The sequence below is a fragment of the Rhizobium sp. Root1212 genome, assembly GCF_001424985.1.
GTDB lineage: Bacteria > Pseudomonadota > Alphaproteobacteria > Rhizobiales > Rhizobiaceae > Pararhizobium.
This window is the reverse complement of sequence record NZ_LMDA01000001.1, coordinates 836,868-856,103: the sequence shown is the minus strand read 5'-3', so window position 1 is coordinate 856,103 and position 19,236 is coordinate 836,868. Positions and strand designations below refer to the sequence as shown.

17 protein-coding genes are annotated in these 19,236 nt (G+C 64.8%); 8 read left to right on the top strand and 9 right to left on the bottom strand.

The genetic code is table 11. The features are described from left to right. Window positions 1-23 precede the first annotated feature (23 nt). From ASC86_RS04085 to fdnG, 3 genes are read right to left on the bottom strand one after another with little or no spacing between them, the layout of a single operon-like run. A complete protein-coding gene (locus ASC86_RS04085; RefSeq protein ID WP_056316400.1) occupies window positions 24-713 on the bottom strand; it encodes a formate dehydrogenase subunit gamma in 690 nt (229 codons plus the stop codon). After that, a complete protein-coding gene (gene fdxH, locus ASC86_RS04080) occupies window positions 713-1,693 on the bottom strand; it encodes a formate dehydrogenase subunit beta (RefSeq protein ID WP_056316397.1) in 981 nt (326 codons plus the stop codon). The genes ASC86_RS04085 and fdxH overlap by 1 nt, the downstream gene beginning before the upstream one ends. Then, window positions 1,690-4,773 carry a formate dehydrogenase-N subunit alpha gene (gene fdnG, locus ASC86_RS04075; RefSeq protein ID WP_156386891.1) on the bottom strand — a complete coding sequence of 1,028 codons (3,084 nt, stop codon included), beginning with the start codon at window positions 4,771-4,773 and terminating at the stop codon, window positions 1,690-1,692. Before fdnG ends, fdxH begins: the two co-directional genes overlap by 4 nt. A 167-nt stretch (window positions 4,774-4,940) precedes the next feature. On the opposite strand from fdnG, the gene selD reads away from it, so the two are divergent. Beyond that, window positions 4,941-5,996, top strand: coding sequence for a selenide, water dikinase SelD (gene selD, locus ASC86_RS04065; protein ID WP_056316392.1), 1,056 nt, complete (start codon window positions 4,941-4,943; stop codon window positions 5,994-5,996). Between the two features lie 52 nt (window positions 5,997-6,048). Here selD and ASC86_RS04060 read toward each other — a convergent pair whose 3' ends face one another. The 4 genes from ASC86_RS04060 to minC form a co-directional block, all read right to left on the bottom strand. Continuing rightward, window positions 6,049-6,354 (bottom strand): hypothetical protein, encoded by a 306-nt coding sequence (locus ASC86_RS04060; RefSeq protein ID WP_056316388.1) that lies wholly within the window; start codon window positions 6,352-6,354, stop codon window positions 6,049-6,051. Between the two features lie 94 nt (window positions 6,355-6,448). After that, on the bottom strand, window positions 6,449-6,712 hold the full coding sequence (gene minE, locus ASC86_RS04055; protein WP_056316386.1) for a cell division topological specificity factor MinE: 264 nt from the start codon (window positions 6,710-6,712) through the stop codon (window positions 6,449-6,451). Further along, window positions 6,709-7,524 (bottom strand): septum site-determining protein MinD, encoded by an 816-nt coding sequence (gene minD, locus ASC86_RS04050; RefSeq protein WP_056316383.1) that lies wholly within the window; start codon window positions 7,522-7,524, stop codon window positions 6,709-6,711. Before minD ends, minE begins: the two co-directional genes overlap by 4 nt. Before the next feature lie 65 nt (window positions 7,525-7,589). After that, window positions 7,590-8,333, bottom strand: a complete 744-nt coding sequence (minC, locus tag ASC86_RS04045) for a septum site-determining protein MinC (RefSeq protein WP_056316380.1) — start codon at window positions 8,331-8,333, stop codon at window positions 7,590-7,592. A gap of 232 nt (window positions 8,334-8,565) precedes the next feature. Between minC and mprF the strand changes: the two genes are divergently transcribed. Further along, window positions 8,566-11,166, top strand: coding sequence for a bifunctional lysylphosphatidylglycerol flippase/synthetase MprF (gene mprF, locus ASC86_RS04040; protein WP_056316378.1), 2,601 nt, complete (start codon window positions 8,566-8,568; stop codon window positions 11,164-11,166). Beyond that, window positions 11,163-12,524: an AcvB/VirJ family lysyl-phosphatidylglycerol hydrolase gene (locus ASC86_RS04035; protein WP_056316375.1), complete on the top strand. Its 1,362-nt coding sequence runs from the start codon at window positions 11,163-11,165 to the stop codon at window positions 12,522-12,524. The genes mprF and ASC86_RS04035 overlap by 4 nt, the downstream gene beginning before the upstream one ends. A gap of 7 nt (window positions 12,525-12,531) precedes the next feature. Here the strand turns inward: ASC86_RS04035 and ASC86_RS04030 are convergent, their stop codons facing one another. Next, window positions 12,532-14,004: an MDR family MFS transporter gene (locus ASC86_RS04030; protein ID WP_056316372.1), complete on the bottom strand. Its 1,473-nt coding sequence runs from the start codon at window positions 14,002-14,004 to the stop codon at window positions 12,532-12,534. A 193-nt stretch (window positions 14,005-14,197) separates the two neighbouring features. On the opposite strand from ASC86_RS04030, the gene ASC86_RS04025 reads away from it, so the two are divergent. From ASC86_RS04025 to ASC86_RS04010, 4 genes are all read left to right on the top strand, one after another. Next, a complete protein-coding gene (locus ASC86_RS04025) occupies window positions 14,198-14,542 on the top strand; it encodes a hypothetical protein (RefSeq protein ID WP_056316371.1) in 345 nt (114 codons plus the stop codon). After that, on the top strand, window positions 14,539-15,537 hold the full coding sequence (locus ASC86_RS26460; RefSeq protein WP_056316367.1) for a hypothetical protein: 999 nt from the start codon (window positions 14,539-14,541) through the stop codon (window positions 15,535-15,537). The genes ASC86_RS04025 and ASC86_RS26460 overlap by 4 nt, the downstream gene beginning before the upstream one ends. Window positions 15,538-15,608: 71 nt before the next feature. After that, window positions 15,609-17,171, top strand: a complete 1,563-nt coding sequence (locus tag ASC86_RS04015; RefSeq protein ID WP_056316361.1) for a hybrid sensor histidine kinase/response regulator — start codon at window positions 15,609-15,611, stop codon at window positions 17,169-17,171. A gap of 83 nt (window positions 17,172-17,254) precedes the next feature. Further along, on the top strand, window positions 17,255-17,677 hold the full coding sequence (locus tag ASC86_RS04010; RefSeq protein ID WP_056316358.1) for a globin family protein: 423 nt from the start codon (window positions 17,255-17,257) through the stop codon (window positions 17,675-17,677). Between the two features lie 104 nt (window positions 17,678-17,781). Here ASC86_RS04010 and ASC86_RS04005 read toward each other — a convergent pair whose 3' ends face one another. Continuing rightward, complete coding sequence (locus tag ASC86_RS04005; protein WP_280136964.1) at window positions 17,782-18,510, bottom strand: winged helix-turn-helix domain-containing protein; 729 nt, start codon at window positions 18,508-18,510, stop codon at window positions 17,782-17,784. A gap of 207 nt (window positions 18,511-18,717) precedes the next feature. Here ASC86_RS04005 and ASC86_RS04000 point away from each other — a divergent pair, with 207 nt between their 5' ends. Further along, window positions 18,718-19,215 carry a hypothetical protein gene (locus ASC86_RS04000; protein WP_156386890.1) on the top strand — a complete coding sequence of 166 codons (498 nt, stop codon included), beginning with the start codon at window positions 18,718-18,720 and terminating at the stop codon, window positions 19,213-19,215. The last annotated feature ends 21 nt before the right edge of the window (window positions 19,216-19,236 follow it).

Here is a 19,236-nt window from a genome sequence, read left to right as displayed (position 1 = left end):
TCCGGCTGTTCCGTCTTCGGAAACTACTTTGACGTGTCAGGGCGCTGCCGTCCAGCAAGTTCGCGCAACCATTTGCGATGGTGACGGAAAGCCCAGCCACCGGTGACGCTGCCGCGCGTCATCGCGCGGATGGTGCCGCGCGTCCAGATCGCCGCATAGACGTGGACGATGAAGATCAGGATCGCGCCGAGCGCTGCCAGCGCATGCACCGCGACCGCGATACGTCGCACCGGGATCGAGACGATATGCGGAAAATATTCCTCCCAGATCATGATGCCGGTGGTGACAAGCACGGCGATCAGGGCGGACATGCCCCAGAACACGAATTTCTGGCCGGCATTGTATTTGCCGAGTTCGGGCAGCTTGTCCTCGTCCCCCTTCAGCATGTCGCCGATTTTCAGGCTCCATTCCACATCTTCGCGCCGCGGCAGGTTGAGCTTCCACATCTGCACGAAGAGCATGAGGAAGCTCGCCACCAGCACGAGGCCGACGATGGGGTGCAGCCAGCGCGTCGTCTGCCCGCCGCCGAAAAGCCCGGTCATCCAGAACAGCGACGGATGAAAGAAGGAGAAGCCGGAAATCAGCAGCACGATCATGCAGGCGGCCGTGACCCAGTGGTTGAGCCGGGTGATACCGCGATAGCGGCCCACCAGAACCGGGTGCTTCGCCTCGATCTCGTCGCCCGGGGCGGAATAGACGCGTTTCTCGGCCATCACGCCTCCCTTCCGCGGTGGCCGGCGCCATCGACGAGGTTTTCCGCCTCCTCATCGTCATGGGGCGTCACCTCGTTTGCGCGGGCAAAGAGGCCGTGCAGCAGCGCACCGGCCGCGGCAAGGCCCGCCACCGCAAGGCCGACCGTCTTGGCCGGGCCTTTCCAGCCGCGCACCACCGGCGAAATCTGCGGATCGTCCGGCAGGCCGGCGTAGAGCGAAGGCTGGTCGGCATGGTGCAGCACATACATGACATGGGTGCCGCCGACGCCTTGCGGATCGTAGAGCCCGGCATTGTCGTAGCCGCGCGATTTCAGGTCCTCGACGCGCTCCTCCGCCAGCTCGATCATGCTCTCCTTGGTGCCGAAGCTGATCGCCTTGGTCGGGCAGGCCTTGGCGCAGGCCGGACCCTGGCCAACCGCGACGCGATCCGAACAGAGCGTGCATTTCTTCGAGACATGCGCGGTCTTGGAGACGCGGGGAATGTTGAAAGGACAGCCCGTGACGCAATAGCCACAGCCGATGCAGTTGTCGGAGATGAAATCGACGATGCCGTTGGAATATTGCACGATGGCGCCGGGTGCCGGACACGCCTTGAGGCAGCCGGGATCGGCGCAGTGCATGCAGCCGTCCTTGCGGATCAACCATTCAAGCTCGTTGGTTTTCGGATTTTCGTATTCCGTGAACCGCATGAGCGTGAACATATCCGGCGTCAGGTCATGCGGGTTCTCGTAGACCCCGACATTCTCCTCCACATCCGGATGGGTATCGTTCCACTCGATGCAGGCGGATTGGCAGGCCTTGCAGCCGATGCACTTCGATACGTCGATCAGCTTGGCGACCTGCGTGAGCTGCCGCTCCGGGGCAGGCAGCTCCGCCGTCGCCGAAGCCCTGATAACGTCGCTGGCCAAGAGGTTCGACGGCAATGGCTGGATCGGCGGATTGGCTGCCGCCGTGACCGGTTCCGGTGCACGTTCGCTCATGACGAAGCCTCCTCTGCCGCTGGCTCGATGTTGACGAGGAAAGCCTTGAATTCCGGCGTATCGATATTGGCATCGCCGACGAAGGGGGTGAGGCTGTTCGGCCCGAAACCCTTGCGCGCCGCGCCCATGAAACCCCAGTGCAGCGGAATGCCGACGACATGCACCGGCTTGCCGCCGCAGATCAGCGGCCGGATGCGCTTGGTCACCACGGCCTTGGCCCAGACCTCGCCGCGCTTGTTCCAGACGCGCACGCGCCCGCCCTTGACGATGCCGCGCTCCGCCGCCAACTCCTCGCTGATTTCTACGAAGAATTCCGGCTGCAGCACGGCATTCACGCGGTTGTGCTTCGTCCAGTAGTGGAAATGCTCGGTGAGGCGGTAGGAGGTGGCGACGCAGGGATAGTCGGCGCTCGTGCCCAACTGCTCCACGTCCTCGGGGAAGATGCGGGCGACGGGGTTGCCGCGTAGCTTGGCGTTGAACGGGTTTTCGACCGGGCTTTCGAACGGCTCCATATGGGTGGGGAAGGGGCCGTCGCGCATCAGCCTGCGGGCAAAGAGCCGGCCGGTGCCCTCCGGCGTCATGATGAAGGGCATCACCGTTTCGGGCTTTGCCGTCACCGCGATATCCGGCACGTCGAAGCCGGCCCATTTCTCGCCGTTCCACTCGATCAGCTTGCGGCTTTCGTCCCATGGTTTGCCGGAGAGGTCGCAGGAGGCGCGGTTGTAGAGGATGCGGCGGTTTGCCGGCCAAGCGAAGGTCCAGTTGAGAAAGGTTCCGATATCGCCGGGGTCGCTGTTGTCGCGTCGGGCCATCATGTTGCCGTCCTCGGTCCACGAGCCGGCATAGATCCAGCAGCCGGACATGGTCGAGCCGTCGTCGCGCATGACGGCGAAATTCGGCAACAGCTTGCCGGCCTCCACCAGCACCTTCGTCGGATCGGTCGGGTCGTAGAGGGTCTGGAGCGCCCGGCCGTTCATCTCCTGCGCCAGTTCGGCCGGTTCCGGCTCGGTGGGGTCCTTGTAATCCCAGGCGAGATTGAGGATCGGCTCGGGGCAGACACCGCCTTCCTTGCGGTAGAGTTCGCGCACGCGCAGGAAGATGTTGGCCATGATCCAGGTGTCGTGTTTCGCCTCGCCCGGCGGCGTCGCGCCCGGCCAGTGCCATTGCAGCCAGCGGCCGGAGTTGACGGTGGCACCCTCGTCCTCGGCAAAGCAGGTGGCGGGCAGCTGCAGTACCTCGGTCATGATCTTCGAGGAATCCACGTCGTTGTAGATGCCGTGGTTTTCCCAGAAATGAGCGGTCTCGGTCTTTAGCGGATCGATGGTGACGAGCAGCTTCAGCTTCGACAGGCCCTCCGTCAGCTTCGCCCGGTTGGGGAAGGAGAGCAGCGGGTTGAAGCCCTGGCAGAAATAGAGGTTTACCTCGCCACGGCTCATCATGTCGAACATGCGCAGGATGTCGTAATAGGGCACGTCCAGCTTTGGCAGCCATTCGAAACCCCAGTCGTTCTCCTTGGTCGCGGCGCTGCCCCACATGGCCTTCAGGAAGCTGACCATGAATTTCGGCGTGTTCTGCCAGTAGCTCGTCTGGCCCGGAACGAGCGGCTTGTTGCCGCGCGTCGACATATAGGTCGCGTAATCCGGCTCCTTCTCGGTCGCCAGGTTCATGTAGCCCGGCAGGCTGTTGGAAAGCAGGCCGATATCGGTGAGGCCCTGGATGTTGGAGTGGCCGCGCAGCGCGTTCACCCCGCCGCCCGGCAGCCCGACATTGCCGAGGATGAGCTGGAGCATCGCCATGCCGCGGATGTTCTGGGCGCCCTTGGAATGCTGGGTCCAGCCGAGCGCATAAAGCGAGGTCATCACCTTGTCGCGTGCCGAGGTGGCGGCGATCATCTCGCAGATCTTGAGATAGCGCTCTTTCGGCGTGCCGCAGAGGTTTTCGACGAAGTCCGGCGTATAGGCCGCAACGTGTTCCTTGAGCAGGTTCCAGACGCAGCGCGGATCGGCAAGCGTCGGGTCGGCCTTCACCGTCCCGTCCTCGTTCAGCTGGTATTCCCAGGCGGTGCGGTCGTAGTCGCGCTTCTCCTCGTCATAGCCGTTGAAGAGGCCGTCGGCCCAGCCGAAATCGTCCCGCACCAGATAGCTGGCGTTGGTGTAGTTCTTCACATACTCCCACTGCACCTTGTCGTTTTCGATGCAGTAGCGGATCACGCCCATCAGGAAGGCGATATCGGAGCCAGGGCGGATCGGGGCATAGACATCGGCTACCGAAGCCGTGCGGTTGAAGCGGGGGTCGACGACGATCAGCCGGGCGCCGCGATGGTGCTTGGCCTCCGTCACCCATTTGAAGCCGCAAGGGTGCGCTTCCGCCGCATTGCCACCCATGACGATGACGAGGTCGGTGTTCTTGATGTCGGTCCAGGCGTTCGTCATTGCGCCGCGGCCAAAAGTTGGAGCCAAACTGGCTACCGTGGGGCCGTGTCAGACGCGTGCCTGGTTGTCGAAGCCGACCATGCCCATGGCGCGCACGGTCTTGTAGGTCAGCCATCCCGTCTCGTTGGTGCCGCCGGAGGCGGCAAGGAAGCCCGTGGTCGTCCAGCGATTGACGGTGACGCCGGTCGCGTTCTTCTCGATGAAGTTGGCGTCGCGGTCGTCCTTCAGCGCGCGGGCGATCTTGTCGAAGGCGTCTTCCCAGGAAATGTCTTCCCAGCGGTCCGAACCCGGCGCGCGGCGGCGCGGCTTGGTGGCGCGGGTCTCGGATTTCACGAAATCCTTGAGCGCCGCGCCCTTGGGACAGAGCGTCCCGCGGTTGGTCGGATGGTCGGCGTCACCTTCGATGTGGATGAGTTCGGCCTTTTCCCCGGCGGCGAGATCGCCCTTGGAGAACATCAGAATCCCGCAGGCGACGGAGCAGTAGGTACAAACGTTGCGGGTTTCGGTCGTGGTTGCCAGCTTGAAGGCGCGGACATGAGCGGCTGTCGCTGCCTCCGCCACTCCGAAGCCCATGGCTCCGAGCGAGGTGGCCGCCGCTCCCGCGCCGGCAAGCTTCAGGAAGCTGCGGCGTGAAAGATCGATGTTCATTCGCTATCCTCGTACCTGCCTTGCGGATCGGTGAACGGCTGGATGGTCGCCCTTGCCGCCGGGTGTGTCAAGGACGGATTTGGTGTAAAAGTCATGGTCTTGGGCGAGCCGATGGGCCATGATCGCCGGCACGGAACCTGTTGCAGACTGCCAGAGGAAGGAGCCCCATGTCCGATCCTGCCGTTTCCACCGAGCCGCGCCTGACATCGCTTGCCCATGGCGGCGGCTGCGGCTGCAAGATCGCGCCGGGCGTGCTCTCGGAAATCCTGCGCGACCGGACCGCCTTGCCGGTGCCGCCGGAGCTGCTGGTGGGCATCGAAACCTCCGACGATGCGGCCGTCTACCGGCTGAACGACCGACAGGCCATCGTCGCGACCACCGATTTCTTCATGCCGATCGTCGATGATCCGCATGATTTCGGCCTGATAGCCGCAACCAACGCCATCAGCGATGTCTATGCCATGGGCGGCACGCCGATTTTCGCACTGGCGCTGGTGGGCATGCCGGTCAATGTGCTCTCCACCGCGACCATCGGCGCCATTCTCGATGGCGGTGCCGCGGTCTGCCGTGCCGCGGGCATTCCCGTCGCCGGCGGCCATACGATCGATAGCGTCGAGCCGATCTACGGCCTCGTCGCCATCGGCCTCGTCGATCCCGCCCAGGTGAAAAGCAATGCCGGCGCGCGGCCGGGCGATGTGCTGATCCTCGGCAAGCCGCTCGGCGTCGGCATCTTTTCCGCCGCGCTGAAAAGGGGCGCACTGGATGCGGCCGGCTATGACAGGATGATCGGCACGACGACTCGCCTCAATACGCCGGGCCCGGATCTCGCCCGGCTTGACGGTGTGCACGCCATGACCGACGTGACCGGTTTCGGCCTTGCCGGCCATGCGCTCGAAATGGCGCGCGGCTCGGGCTGCCGGCTGCAGGTGAACTGGTCCGCCGTGCCGCTGCTGGAAGGTGCCCACGACCTCGCCGCCGCCGGCTTCGTCACCGGCGCCTCGGGGCGCAACTGGGCGAGCTATGGGGCGGATGTCATCTATTCACGGGAGATGACAGCGGTCGGTCAGGCGCTTCTCTGCGATCCGCAGACGAGCGGCGGGTTGCTCGTCGCCTGCGCCCCGTCGGATGCCGCGGCAGTGCTGGATATTTTCGACAGGCACGGTTTTGGCGCGACGCTGATCGGTGAGGCCGCGCAGGGAAATCCCGGCCTCACGATCGTCTAGGCATGCCACCACAATTGATGGCCGGACGGACACTTCCAGCCTTCGAAGCCTTTCAGATCCCCGACCCGTCAAGCTGCCGGTCGTCATCGCCTTCCCAGGGAGAGGGCGCCGAGGCACGGCCGAGATTGGCCGAGGGCATCGGCATCCAGCACTTCAACTCCGGCTCGGCATATTCGACGATGCATCCAGGGGCGGAATCCGAGGCGCGCCAGCCTTCCGAGCCGAACCGGTCGCCATGCGACCAGAAGGCGACGTCCACTTCCGCCGGCCCCTGTTCGGACGAGCGGACGGTGACGAGGATTCGGCTACCGTCTCGCGGTGCGCTTGCTATGTGACGCCACCGGTCTGGCTCATTCATCGTTTGTCCTCCTGCCTTGCTGCGGTCGGTAGTGTCATCTTGCCATCGAGGCTAGTCAACTCAAACCGTAAGGCGGATTTTGCGAAGGCGGCCGTCAGGCCGCCTTCCTGCCTGCGTCGAAGGGGATCTCGATATCGACGGCGAGCGTGGTGACCTGCGCGCCGCGTTCCATCTTGATGCTGACGTTTTCGTCATTGACCTGCATGTGTTTGGAAATCGCCTTCAGGATCTCGTCGCGCAGCTTGCCGACGAGGTCGCTGTCGCCGGTGACGGCGCGTTCATGGGCGAGCAGCACCTGCAGCCGCTCGCGGGCTGCCGGGCCGGACTGGCCGCGGGAGAACAAACGGAACAGGTTCATGCCGCCTTCCTTCCGAAAATCTTGCCGAGGAGACCGCGCTTTTCGCCCGGAAGCGTGACCGGCAGGCTTTCGCCCTTGAGGCGCCGCGTCGCTTCGAAATAGGCGAGTGCCGGCGCCGAGCGTCCGTCCGCCAGCGTGACCGGCGCGCCGACGTTGGAGGCGCGCAGCACGTCCATGCTTTCCGGGATGATGCCGAGCAACGGGATCGACAGGATTTCGAGCACGTCGTCTACCTTCAGCATGTCGCCGCGCTCGGCGCGGGCGGCGTCGTAGCGGGTGAGCAGCAGGTGTTTTTCGATGCGCTCGCCGTTTTCCGCCTTCAGCGTCTTGGAATCGAGCAGGCCGATGATGCGGTCCGAATCACGCACCGACGAGACTTCCGGGTTGGTCACGACGATCGCGACATCCGCATGGCGCATGGCAAGGGTCGCGCCGCGTTCGATGCCGGCCGGGCTATCGCAGATCACCCAGTCGAAAGCGCTCTTCAGGGCCGCGATGACCTTCTCGACGCCTTCCGGCGTGAGGTTGTCCTTGTCGCGGGTCTGGGACGCCGGCAGCAGGTAGAGCGTTTCGACGCGCTTGTCGCGGATCAGCGCCTGGGTGAGCTTGGCCTCGCCCTGGATGACGTTGACGATGTCGTAGACCACGCGCCGTTCCGCGCCCATGACCAGATCGAGATTGCGCAAACCGACATCGAAATCCACGACGACGACCTTGTCGCCGTTTTGCGCCAGCGCTGCGCCGAGCGCGGCCGACGACGTCGTCTTGCCGACGCCGCCCTTGCCCGATGTGACAACGATTACCTTGCCCATTGATGTCTCCAGTTATGTGAACACGCTTCGATATGCACGTGGTCGCCGCACAGCGCGGCCTTGTTTCAGCCGAGCGTTGCCGCCTTGATTGTTTCGCCTTCGAGCCAGATCTGAACCGGTTTGCCACGCAGCCCCGCTTCCATGTCGTCCGCAGTCTTGTAGAGGCCGTCGATGGCGATCAGCTCGGCCTCGAGCTTGTGGCAGAAGATGCGCGCCGAAGCGTTGCCGATCGTGCCGGCCATGGCGCGGCCGCGCAGCGAGCCGTAAATGTGGATCGAGCCGCCGGCGACGACTTCCGCGCCCGAGGCGACGGAGCCGACGATGGTGACGTCGCCATCCGGAAAGAAAATCGACTGGCCGGAGCGAACCGGCTCGGAGATGACCATGGACGGCATCGCCTGCACCGGTGCGGGGGCCGGCGCCAGCGCCGCGACGGGCTCGGGCTTGTCGGTGGTCTCAGTCTGCTGGTCGGCCGTTGGCGGCTCGATATCGGCGGTCGCGCGGCCGTCCGACATCGCCGGCGGCAGATCCGCGCCGAGCAGGGAGGGACGCGCGCCTTCGATGCCCATGACGCGCACGCCGCGGCCGCTCAGCTCGCTGACGAGATCGCGAAGCTGTGCCCGGTCGATATCGAGGCCTTCGACGTCTAGCACGACGGGGCGGCGCAGGAAGAAGCCGGCCGAGCGCGAAGCGAGCGCGTCGAGCCGCGCCAGCCAGTCCGCGAAGGGCAGTTCGGGGGTCAGCGCAAGCGCCAGAAAGGACCGCCCCTTGAGGCGGATCGGCCGGGATTGTGTTAACACATCAGTCATCTTGGTTAATTTTCGATTGCTTCGATGTATCGAGAAAATGGTTAACAAAGCGTTAATCCGTCTGGCTGGCGCGAGGCATGATCCGGCGTTCGCTGTTGTCGATTTTTGGCTGGACATGGGGCGGAAGGCCCGCCCCGATCGCGGTAACGAAATGGTGTAAGGTGGGCCGGAAACTGCCCGATATTTGCCACAAGTTGCGCCAGTATGCGGCCAGGTAATCAGGGCTTGGAATATGATGTCGGATGAAAGTGTTGCGGTCAGTGAAGATCGGTCGTCGCGGTTTGTCCGCCTGTTCCTGATCTACCGGCTTTATATTCTCGCGGCTGCGAGTCTTTTTGTTTTTGCCCTCGTCACCTTCGGCATCTACCGGCTGACGGCGGAGGTGCGTTACGAGGATGTGCTTTCGGCACTGTCGGCAACCTCGTGGAGCGCGATCGCGCTGGCCGTGGTCTTCACCGGCCTGAGTTTCCTGGCGCTGGTCGCCTATGATGCCAACGCACTTGATTATATCGGCCGCCGGCCGCCCTTTCCCACCGTCGCGGTGACGGCCTTCATCGCCTATGCCGTCGGCAATACCGTCGGCTTCGGCCCCTTGAGCGGCGGTGCCATCCGGTTTCGCGCCTATTCCCGCCTCGGGCTGACGCCGGGCGACATCGCCCGCGTCATCGCCTTCGTCACGCTTGCCTTCGGCCTCGGGCTCCTGTCCGTCAGCGCGCTGGCAACGCTTGCGGTCGCGCCGCGGGTCGCCGATATTCTCGGCGTCGAGGCCGTCTGGCTGCGCAGCATTGCCCTGCTCATCCTCGCCGTGCTGGCGGGCTTGTTCTATATGGGCCGCAACGGCCGGGTCATCCGCCTTAAAAGTTTCGAACTGCACCTGCCGGACAGCCGCACCACCTCCCGCCAGTTCCTCGTTTCGGCCTTCGATATCGCGGCGGCGGCTTCGGTGCTCTATGTGCTGCTGCCGGATACCCATGTCGGCTGGCCGACCTTTCTCGCCATCTATGCGGTGGCGATCGGCTTCGGCGTGCTCAGTCACGTTCCGGCCGGCCTCGGGGTGTTCGAGGCGGTGATCATGGCCGGCCTTGCCAACGCCATCAGCATCGACCAGCTGCTCGGCAGCCTCGTCCTCTACCGGCTGATTTATTACGTGCTGCCGCTGCTGCTGGCCACCGTGCTGCTGCTGGTCATCGAGCTGCGGCAGCTGGCGCTGAGGCCGGGCGTCGCCGAGGCGGCGCAACTTGCCGGCAAGCTTGCCCCGGCGCTGATTTCCACCCTCTCGCTGATCCTCGGCACCATGCTGATCTTCTCGAGTGTGGTGCCGACGCCCGATTCGGACCTTGATTTCCTCGCCGGCTACCTGCCGCTGCCGATCGTCGAGGGCGCGCATTTCCTGTCGAGCCTGCTCGGCCTGCTTCTGGTCGTCGCCGCCCGCGGCCTCGGACAAAGGCTGGACGGCGCGTGGTGGGTGGCGCTGGCGGGCGCTTCGATCGCCTTCGCCTTTGCCTTCCTCAAGGCCATCGCCGTCTTTGAAGCCGGGCTGCTTGCGCTGTTCATCGTCGCGCTGCTCGCCAACATGCGCGCCTTCGACCGGCATTCCTCGCTGCTGCGGCAGACGCCTGGGCCGTCCTGGCTTGCGACCATCGCCGTCATCATCGTCACGGCGACGCTGATCCTGCTCTTCGTCTATCGCGATACGGAATATACGCATGAGCTTTGGTGGCAGTTCGAATTCTCCGCAGAAGCGCCGCGCGGCCTGCGCGCCCTTCTCGGCCTTGCCATCGCTTTTTCGGCGCTGGCGCTGTTCAGCCTGCTGCGGCCGGCGCATTTCCGCACGCAACAGCCGGCGCCGGAGGAGCTTGCCCGCGCCGTCGAGATCACCATGGGCCAGGATGTCGCCGATGCCAATCTCGTGCGGATGGGTGACAAGCGGCTGCTGTTCTCCGCATCGGGAAAATCCTACATCATGTACGGCATCCACGGACGCTCCTGGATTTCGCTTGCCGATCCGGTCGGCGTGGAAGAGGAATTTCCCGAGCTTGTCTGGCAGTTCGTCGGGGCTGCCCGCGCCGGCGGCGGACGCGCGGCCTTTTACCAGATTTCGCCGGCCCTGCTTTCGGCCTGCGCCGATGTGGGGCTTCGCGCCTTCAAGCTCGGAGAGCTGGCCATCATCGATCTCGAACAGTTCGAGATGAAGGGCAGTCGCTTCGCCAATCTCAGGCAATCCTACAATCGTGGACTTCGCGACGGCCTGACCCTGACCGTCGTGCCGCCGGAAGAGGTCGGGGCGATCCTGCCGGCGCTGCGCGCCATCTCCGATGCCTGGCTCGACCATCACGATGCCAAGGAAAAGACCTTTTCGCTCGGCGCCTTCGAGGATGATTACGTGCTCTCCCAGCCGGTCGCTGTGGTGCGGCTTGCCGGCGATATCGTCGCCTTCGCCACGCTGATGGTGACCGATACCAAGGCGGAGGCGACCGTGGACCTGATGCGCTTTGCGCCCGATGCGCCGAAGGGCACGATGGATTTCCTCTTCGGCAGCATTCTCGAATATCTGCGCCACGAAGGCTACCGCCAGTTCAATCTCGGCATGGCCCCACTTTCGGGCATGGCGCGGCGCGAGGCAGCCCCGGTCTGGGATCGTGTCGGCGGCCTCTTGTTCGAGCACGGCGAGCGCTTCTATAACTTCAAGGGCCTGCGCGCCTTCAAATCGAAATTCCATCCGCGCTGGGAGCCGCGTTATCTCGCCGTATCCAATGCCACGGGTGCCGCGCTTGCGCTGATGGACGTGACCTTTCTCATCGGCGGCGGCGTCAAGGGAGTGATTTCCAAATGAAGCTTCTTCATCCTCTCCTGGCCGCGGCCGTTTTTACCTGCGCCCTGCCGTTTGCCGCGGCCGCGCAGGACAATAAATTCGACACCGGCATGATCCCTGCCGGCCATATCCTGATGCCGGACGACGCGCCTGCCGCAACCGTTTTCCTGGTTTCGGATGCGAACGGCTGGGGTGCTGCGGAAGACAAGCAGGCGGCCGATCTCGTGGAAAGGGGTGCGGCCGTCGTCGGCATCGATTTCCCGGCCTATCTCAAGACCCTGAAGGCCGATGACGGCGATTGCGTCTACATGATTTCCGATGTCGAATCGCTTGCCCATCAGATACAGCGCGCCGGCGGCGCGACGAGCTACAATCCGCCGATCGTCGCCGGCACTGGCGAAGGCGGCGCGCTCGCGCTTGCCATGATCGCCCAGAGCCCGGCCGCGACGATCGACGTGGCCATCGCCGTCGATCCTCTGGCCGGCATCCCGCTCGACAAGGTGCTTTGCACCCCCGCCACCAAGACCAAGGCGGATGGGCGCACGATCTACGGCCTCACCGACGGGCCGCTGCCGGCCCCCGTAACCGTGCTTTTCACGGACAAGGCGACACAGGCCGGTCGCGACCATGTCGCTGCCCTCAAGCAGGCCCATGCGGATATCGACGTTGAGGACGAGACCGCCTCCGCAGCCGATGCGCTGGCGCAGGCACTTGCCGATCAGGTGGATGCGGCCGGAGGTGCCGACAGCCCGCTCGGCCTGCCGCTAACCATCCTCAAGGCGGAGCCTGCCTATGACACGATGGCGGTGGTCTATTCCGGCGATGGCGGCTGGCGCGATATCGACGCCCAAGTGGCGGGCGCCTTGCAGCAGCGCGGCATTCCGGTCGTGGGCGTGGATTCGCTGCGCTACTTCTGGTCCGAGCGCAAGCCGCAGGAGACGGCCGATGACCTGACCCGCATCATCGACACCTACCGGAAGGAATGGAACGTCAGCCATGTCCTGCTCATCGGCTATTCCTTCGGCGCCGATATCCTGCCCGCCACCTACAACCTGCTCTCGGCCGAGGACCGCGCCCGCGTGCCGCAGATCACGCTGATGGCGCTCTCCCATCAGGTGGACTACGAGATTTCCGTCACCGGCTGGCTCGGGGTCGCGAGTGACGGGGCCGGCGATCCCGTCGACGACATCGCGAAGATCGACCCCAGGCGGGTCCAGTGCATCTCCGGTTCCGACGAAGACGGCGATCCCTGCCCGACGCTGAAAACGGCCGGCATCGAGTCGATCGCCATTGATGGCGGCCATCATTTCGACGGCGACTACGAGGCGCTCGCCGATCGCATCATCAGCGGACTGAAGACGCGGCTTCAGGTGAAATAGGGGTGGCCTATTCCACCATCGGCGCGACGTCATGTTCTGCCCGGCCGCGCAACGGCTTTTGCGGCATGAAATGGAAGAGCACCAGCGACAGCGCCGTCGTGACCATGCAGGCGATGAAAATATAGGTGAAGGGCAGGGCTGGCAGCGCCGCGGCCCCGGTCACCTGCACGTGCTCGCCGCCGAGCGGCAGGCCGTTGCCAAGCACGATGGCGCCGAGCAAAGCCACCCCGAGCGCGCCGCCGAGCGACCGCAGGAAGGTCAGGAGGCCGGTCACGACGCCGAGATGCGCCTGATCGACCGCGTTCTGCACCGAAATGGTGGCGACCGGGAAAGTCAGGCCGGTGCCGAAGCCGACGACCACGGTCAGCAGTTCCAGCGTGACAAGCGATGTCCGACCGGCGAGGAACGCCAGCGCGATCAGGCCGATGCCGCTCAGCACGCAGCCGGCCATCGCCAGCCGCTTGTAGTGGGTGACGCGCGGGATGGTGCGGCCGCTGGTCGTCGCGCCGAACACGGTGCCGAGCAGCAGGCCGATCATGACCACGCCCGAGCCGCTGGCCGAAAGCCCGTTGAACGACTGCGCATAGACGGGAATATAGACCGCCAGGCCGACACTGGTTGTCTGCAGCAGGAACATCGCCAAGGTGCCGTAGCGCACCACCGGATTGGCCAGCACCTCGATCGAGATCAAGGGTTCGGCGGCGCGGCGCAGCCGCAGGGCAAACAGCAGCCACAGCACGGCCGAGCAGCCGATGAGGCCGCCGATCACCGGCGACAGCCACGGATACCGGCTGCCGCCCCAGGTGAGCGCCAGAAGCAAAAGCGCGGTGGCGGCGATCAGCAGGGTCGCACCCGCGCCGTCGAGACTGTGCTCGCGGGCAAGAATGGGAAGCTTCTTCAACGGATTGTTGATGATCGCCAGCGCCGCCAGCCCGAGCGGAAGATTGATCCAGAAGATCACCGACCAATGCAGGTGCTCGGCGAAGGTGCCGCCGAGCAGCGGCCCGGCAATGCTCGCCACCGCCCATGTTCCCGAAATCCAGGCGGCGTAGCGGGCGCGCTCGCGCGGCGGAACGAGATCGCCGATGACGGTCTGCGACAGCGCAAACAGCCCGCCGCCGCCCAACCCCTGCACCGCGCGGCCGAGAATGAGCGTGGGCATGCCGGGCGCGAGCGCGCTGATCAGCGAACCCGCGAGGAAGATGAAGATGGCGGCAAAGATCGTCCGCCGCCGCCCGTAAATGTCCGAAAGCTTGCCATAGAGCGGCGCCATCGCCGTCGCGGTCAGCAGATAGGCGGTCACCACCCAGGGCAGGTATTCGGCATGGCCGAGCGCCCGGCCGATGGTCGGCATGGCGGGCGCCACGATCGTCTGGTCGAGGGCGGCCAGCAGCATGGAGAGGAGAACGCCGGCGATGATGACATTCTTTTCCTGTTCGGACAGGGCCGGGGTTCCGTTCACGAGGGGTCTTTCATTCATTCCTGCAATCCGATCGCAACGGCTTGGCGCAAGGCACACTCAAAGAGGCATAAGCCGGCATTAGTCAACCCTTGCGGGATGCGATCCTCGATCTCGAAACCCGACATCATGAAACCTGGCTGAAACACGCGGCGAAAACGCTGGAAACGCTCGTCTGGCAAGCTCACGGCAGATCAAAAAGGAGGAACAGCCGATGTTTACAGCCATTCGACGTATTTTTGCCAGTGCCCTTGTCGCGGGCGTTCTTGCCACGCCCGCCTTCGCGGCGGAAAAAACCAGGCTCTTTAGTTTCGTCAGCGAAAACGAGGAAATCGTTGCGACCCTGACGCCCGAGGATGCCGCCCTCGGCGACGACGCCGGCGCCATCGGCAAGGCGCTTCACGACCGCGGCACGCTCACCGTCTGGCGCTATGCCGTGCGCAAGGCCACGGACGGCGAGCTGGAACAGGCGCCGCTGAAGCAGATCAGCATCGCCGCCGAAGGCACGCTGCGGGTCGAGCCCTATGCGACCCCGCTGCGCGTGGTGCCGCTGCAATGAGAGCCGCGCGCGCCTTCCGTTTCGCAGCGGCAGCGGTCGTCACGATTGCCGGCATCGTCGGCATTTCCTCGGCCGAAGCCCTGCCGGCTGCGCCGCAAAGCCCGGTGCAGCAATTGATGTTGGCGGATACGGCCAATCCCGATCTCAGGGAAGCGGCCGGCCATGCCTTGCCGCTGGGCTGGGTGCTCGGCCGGCTCTACCGCCTCGACGAGACGGCCGGCAAGGCCCTCTTCGCCGCCTTTCCGGCCGGGGCGGATACCTCCTTCACGCCGGGCAATGCCTTCGATCCCGGCAAGACCATCGAGGTGGCGCTGGTCCGCAAAGACGGGCGGTTTACGGCATCCGGCGCACGGGTCTATCCGCGTCCCGCTGCCGATATCGCGGCCGGCGATGCCGATCAGGGGGACTTGCTGATGGAGCTTTACGCAGCTGCGCAAGCCGAAGGTGCGAGCGGCAACGCCGTCTGTCGCATCCGCGGCTGGGCAACGAGCGAGGCGAGCAGCGGAACGGCCGTGCGCAAGGCGCCCTCCGACGGCGCGCCGATCGCGGGCCGACTGGCGCCGCCGCATGTGAGCGACGAAACCGACGCTTCCTCGATCGATGGCTGGCGGGCGGAGTTCGAAATCACCGGCTACAGGGATGGATGGTTCCGTATCGCCAATGCCACGGCGCCCGGCGCCGCCTATGGCGATCCGCCACCGGAGGATTTCCCCAAGACCTATTCCGGCTCGGGCTGGGTCAGGGCGACCGAGGTGACGGCGGCTTACGCCAATACCGGGATGCCCGTGCCGCAATTGCTGCAATATCCCAATGTCGATGCGCAGCCCTTGCCGCCCGGCGAGGCGGTGGCGGGTTACGATGGCAATCTGGCGATCGATACGCCGGTGATGCGCCTGCATGCCTGCTCGGCAAACTGGGCGCTCACCACCAGCCGGGACGGCCAACGGGGCTGGTGGCGCGGCACCTGTTCCGACCAGGCGACGAACTGCAGCTGAAACACAAGCGAAACATTTGCTGGCTAGTCTTTCCATGCCCGGACGTTTCCGGCTCTTCGGAAGGATGCTGCATGAATTCACCGTCGGAGTTTCGCGAACTGATAGCCTATCACGAGGCGGTGGTTCGCACGGCGCTCGACGGCATCGTCGTCATCGACGGCGAGGGCCGGGTGGTCGATTTCAATCCGGCGGCCGAGGCAATCTTCGGCTATCGCCGGGAAGCGGTGATCGGCGAGCCGATCGCCGAGCTGATCATCCCGCCGGAGCACCGGGCAGCCCATGAGCGCGGCCTTGCCGCCTATCTTGCGACCGGCGAAGGCCGCGTGCTCGGCAAGCGGCTGGAATTGCAGGCCATGCTTTCGGCGGGCGAGCTGATCCCGATCGAGCTGACCATCACCGATGTCACGCTCGGCGGGCGGTGGCTGTTTGCCGCCCATATCCGCGACCTGCGCCCCGCCAAGCGCGCCGAGGCGGAAATCCGCGAGCAGCGCAACGCCCTCTACCAGAAGGAAAAACTGGCCGCCCTCGGCTCGCTGCTCGCCGGTGTCGCCCACGAACTCAACAATCCGCTATCGGTTATCACCGGGCAGACGCTGATGATGCGCGAGGCGATGGAGGAGCGCTCGGTCGCAGACTGGAACGGCCTGGTGCGGCGCTGCGACCGCATCGCGACAGCCGCCGATCGCTGCGCCCGCATCGTGCGCAGCTTTCTCGCCATGGCGCGGCAGAACGAGGCGGAACGCTTGCCGACGCGGCTTGAAACCGTGGTCGATGAGGCGGTCGATCTTCTCGCCTATACGCTGGGCGCAGCGGGCATCACCGTCGAGCGGCATTTTCCCGATGGCCTTCCGGTGCTGGCGCTCGATTCCAGCCAGATCCATCAGGTGGTGCTCAATCTTCTCGTCAACGCCCAGCAGGCGCTGGAACAGGCAGGCGGCGCGGAACGAAAGATCACGGTCGGCATTGCCGCGGATGAAAAGGCCGGCACCGTCTCGCTCACCATCGACGACAACGGCCCCGGCGTGCCGCAGGAGATCCGCGGCCGCATCTTCGATCCGTTCTTCACCACCAAGCCGCAAGGGGCGGGTACCGGCATCGGCCTTGCCGTCTCGCGCGGCCTCGTGGAAGCCCATGGCGGCAGCCTGTCGCTGGGCGACGCGCCGGGCGGCGGCGCCCGATTCGTCATCAGCCTGCCTTTCGAGCCGATCGCAGCCGCCGTCGTCGAGACCTTGCGGCCGGTTGCCGAGGCCTCGGCACAGCACCGGAACTTATTGGTGGTCGATGACGACGTGGCGATTGCCGAGCTTGTCGCCGAGATTGCCGGGCGGCTCGGCTATGCCGTCACCGTCACCCATGGCGGTGATGACGCCCGCCGCCGCATCGCCGCCCGCGACGGCGGCTTCGACGCGATCCTCTGCGATATCCGCATGCCCAAAGGCGATGGTCCCGGCCTCTACGATTGGCTGGGCGAGCATTATCCCGACCTGACGGGTCGGATCGGCTTCGTGACCGGCGATACGCTCGGGCCGCTGGCGGGCCGGTTCCTCGCGCGCTCTGGCTGTCCGATGATCGAAAAGCCGTTCACGCCCGATGATATCGCCGCCTTCCTCGCGGACCTGACGACACCGCGCTGAAACAGTAGAAACATTCGCGACCGCGGCAGGAAACGAAGATCGGTCATGGTGGCCCCATCGAAACACCCGATGGAGCCACACCGATGGACGACCGCAAGATCGAACTGCTTGAAACCACCTTTGCCGAAGTCCGCGCCTCGCAGGATGCCGCCGCCGCGCTGTTTTACGAGCGCCTGTTCGTCAACGACCCGTCGCTGCGCCGGCTCTTCAATACCTCGGACATGGCCGCGCAGGGCCGCAAGCTGATGGCGGCACTGGCGCTTGCCGTACATTCGCTGCGCAAACTCGATGCACTGGTGCCGGTGCTGGAGGGGCTGGCGGTGAAGCATGTGGGCTACGGCGTCGAGCCCGCCCATTACGACACCGTCGGCACGGCGCTGATCGAGACCCTGTCGCTCTCCTTCGGCGAGCGTTTCACCGCGGAGGTGCGCGCCGCCTGGACGGAAACCTACCAGCTCGTGGCGGGCGTGATGATGCGGGCGGCCTACGGGCAGGCGGCGGCCTGAACCTTAGAGTTTGTCAGGGAAAAGTGGGAACCGGTTTTCCAGAAAAGACAAACGAAAACAAAAGAATCTAGAGTATGTCTGGTTCAATCTGAACCCGACAAACTCTAGGCGCGGCGGTTGGTGACGAACATGTATCCGACGCCGCGAATGGTCTTGATGGTCGCGGGCTTGGTGGGATCGGGCTCGATCTTCTTGCGCAGGCGGGTGATCCGAACGTCGATCGATCGGTCGAAGGGCTCGTTGTCGCGGTTATGGGCGAGATCGAGCAGCCGGTCACGGCTCAGAACCCGGTTGGGATGTTGCGACAGCACCCGCAGCAGATCGAATTCCATGGCCGTCAGCGTCTCGCGCGAGCCGTCTTCGAGGACGAGGCAATGGCCTTCGAGATCGAGATGAACCCGGCCGAAGGCGACGAGATTTTTGGCCGCCTGCGGGGCCGGGGCTTGAACGGCGGTTTCAGCCGGCCGGCTGCCGACGCCGCGCCGCAGCACGGCGCGGATACGGGCTTTCAGCTCGCGCAGGTCGAAGGGCTTGGTCACATAGTCGTCCGCGCCCATCTCCAGCCCGACAACCCGGTCGACGACATCGACGGCGCCGGTGAGCATGATGATCGGAATGGCCGAGGTTGCGCGGATGCGTCGGGCGATGGAAAATCCGTCCTCGCTCGGCAGGTTGAGATCGATGATGAGCAGGTCTGCCGGCCGGTCCGCCAGCGCCCTGTCGAGCGCTGCGCCGCTGGCGACGCCGCAGACGGAAAAGCCCTGGCCGCCGAGATAATCGGCGACCATGTCTCGCAGATCCTCGTCGTCGTCCGTCAGGACAACGTGGGGCAATGTGGCATGTTCGTTCAAGGTCCAGCCCGCTCTCGACTTTTCCAACTATAGATAGCGTGAAGAAAAGCGTCTGTCGCGTGCGATTGCATAATATAACCAGCGAAATTACGCGGTCCCTTATAAAGGTATGTCTGGAGGAGTTCAAAGATGCGGAAGACCCGCCTTCCTGCAAGATTTCAGGTCGCTGTGATCGCAATGTTGGCGGGTGTGACCCCGTTCGGAGGCGTGGCGCGGGCCTGTTCGGGCAACGACAACCCGATCTTCGCCTGCGAGGCCGACGAGGGCCGCAAATTCATCGAGCTTTGCGCCTCGGGCGAAGACGGCAACATAACCGGGCTTCAATACCGCTTCGGCTCGCAGACGCCCGACGGGGGAGACGACAAGGTGGAGCTGGAATTCCCCGAGAAACCGGAGGGCTCGCTCGACCGTTTCGTCGGCGCGGTCTACAGCCGGAAGGATGTCTATACCCAATCCATCCGCTTCAAATCCGGCCGCCATGACTATACCGTCTTCACGCAAAGCTGGCCGGATGCCGACTCGGCCGAGGGCATGGCCGGTGCTGCCGGCGTGACGGTGCGCAATCTGCGCACCAACAAGATGACGACGGTTGATTGCAGCGAACGGCCCCGGTTTTACATTTTCGAACTGCAGGGCATTCTCGCCTGCGATCCGAAAACGCCGGTGGGCAAGGCCTGCATTCAATAGCCGAGGCAAACGACAGCAGCT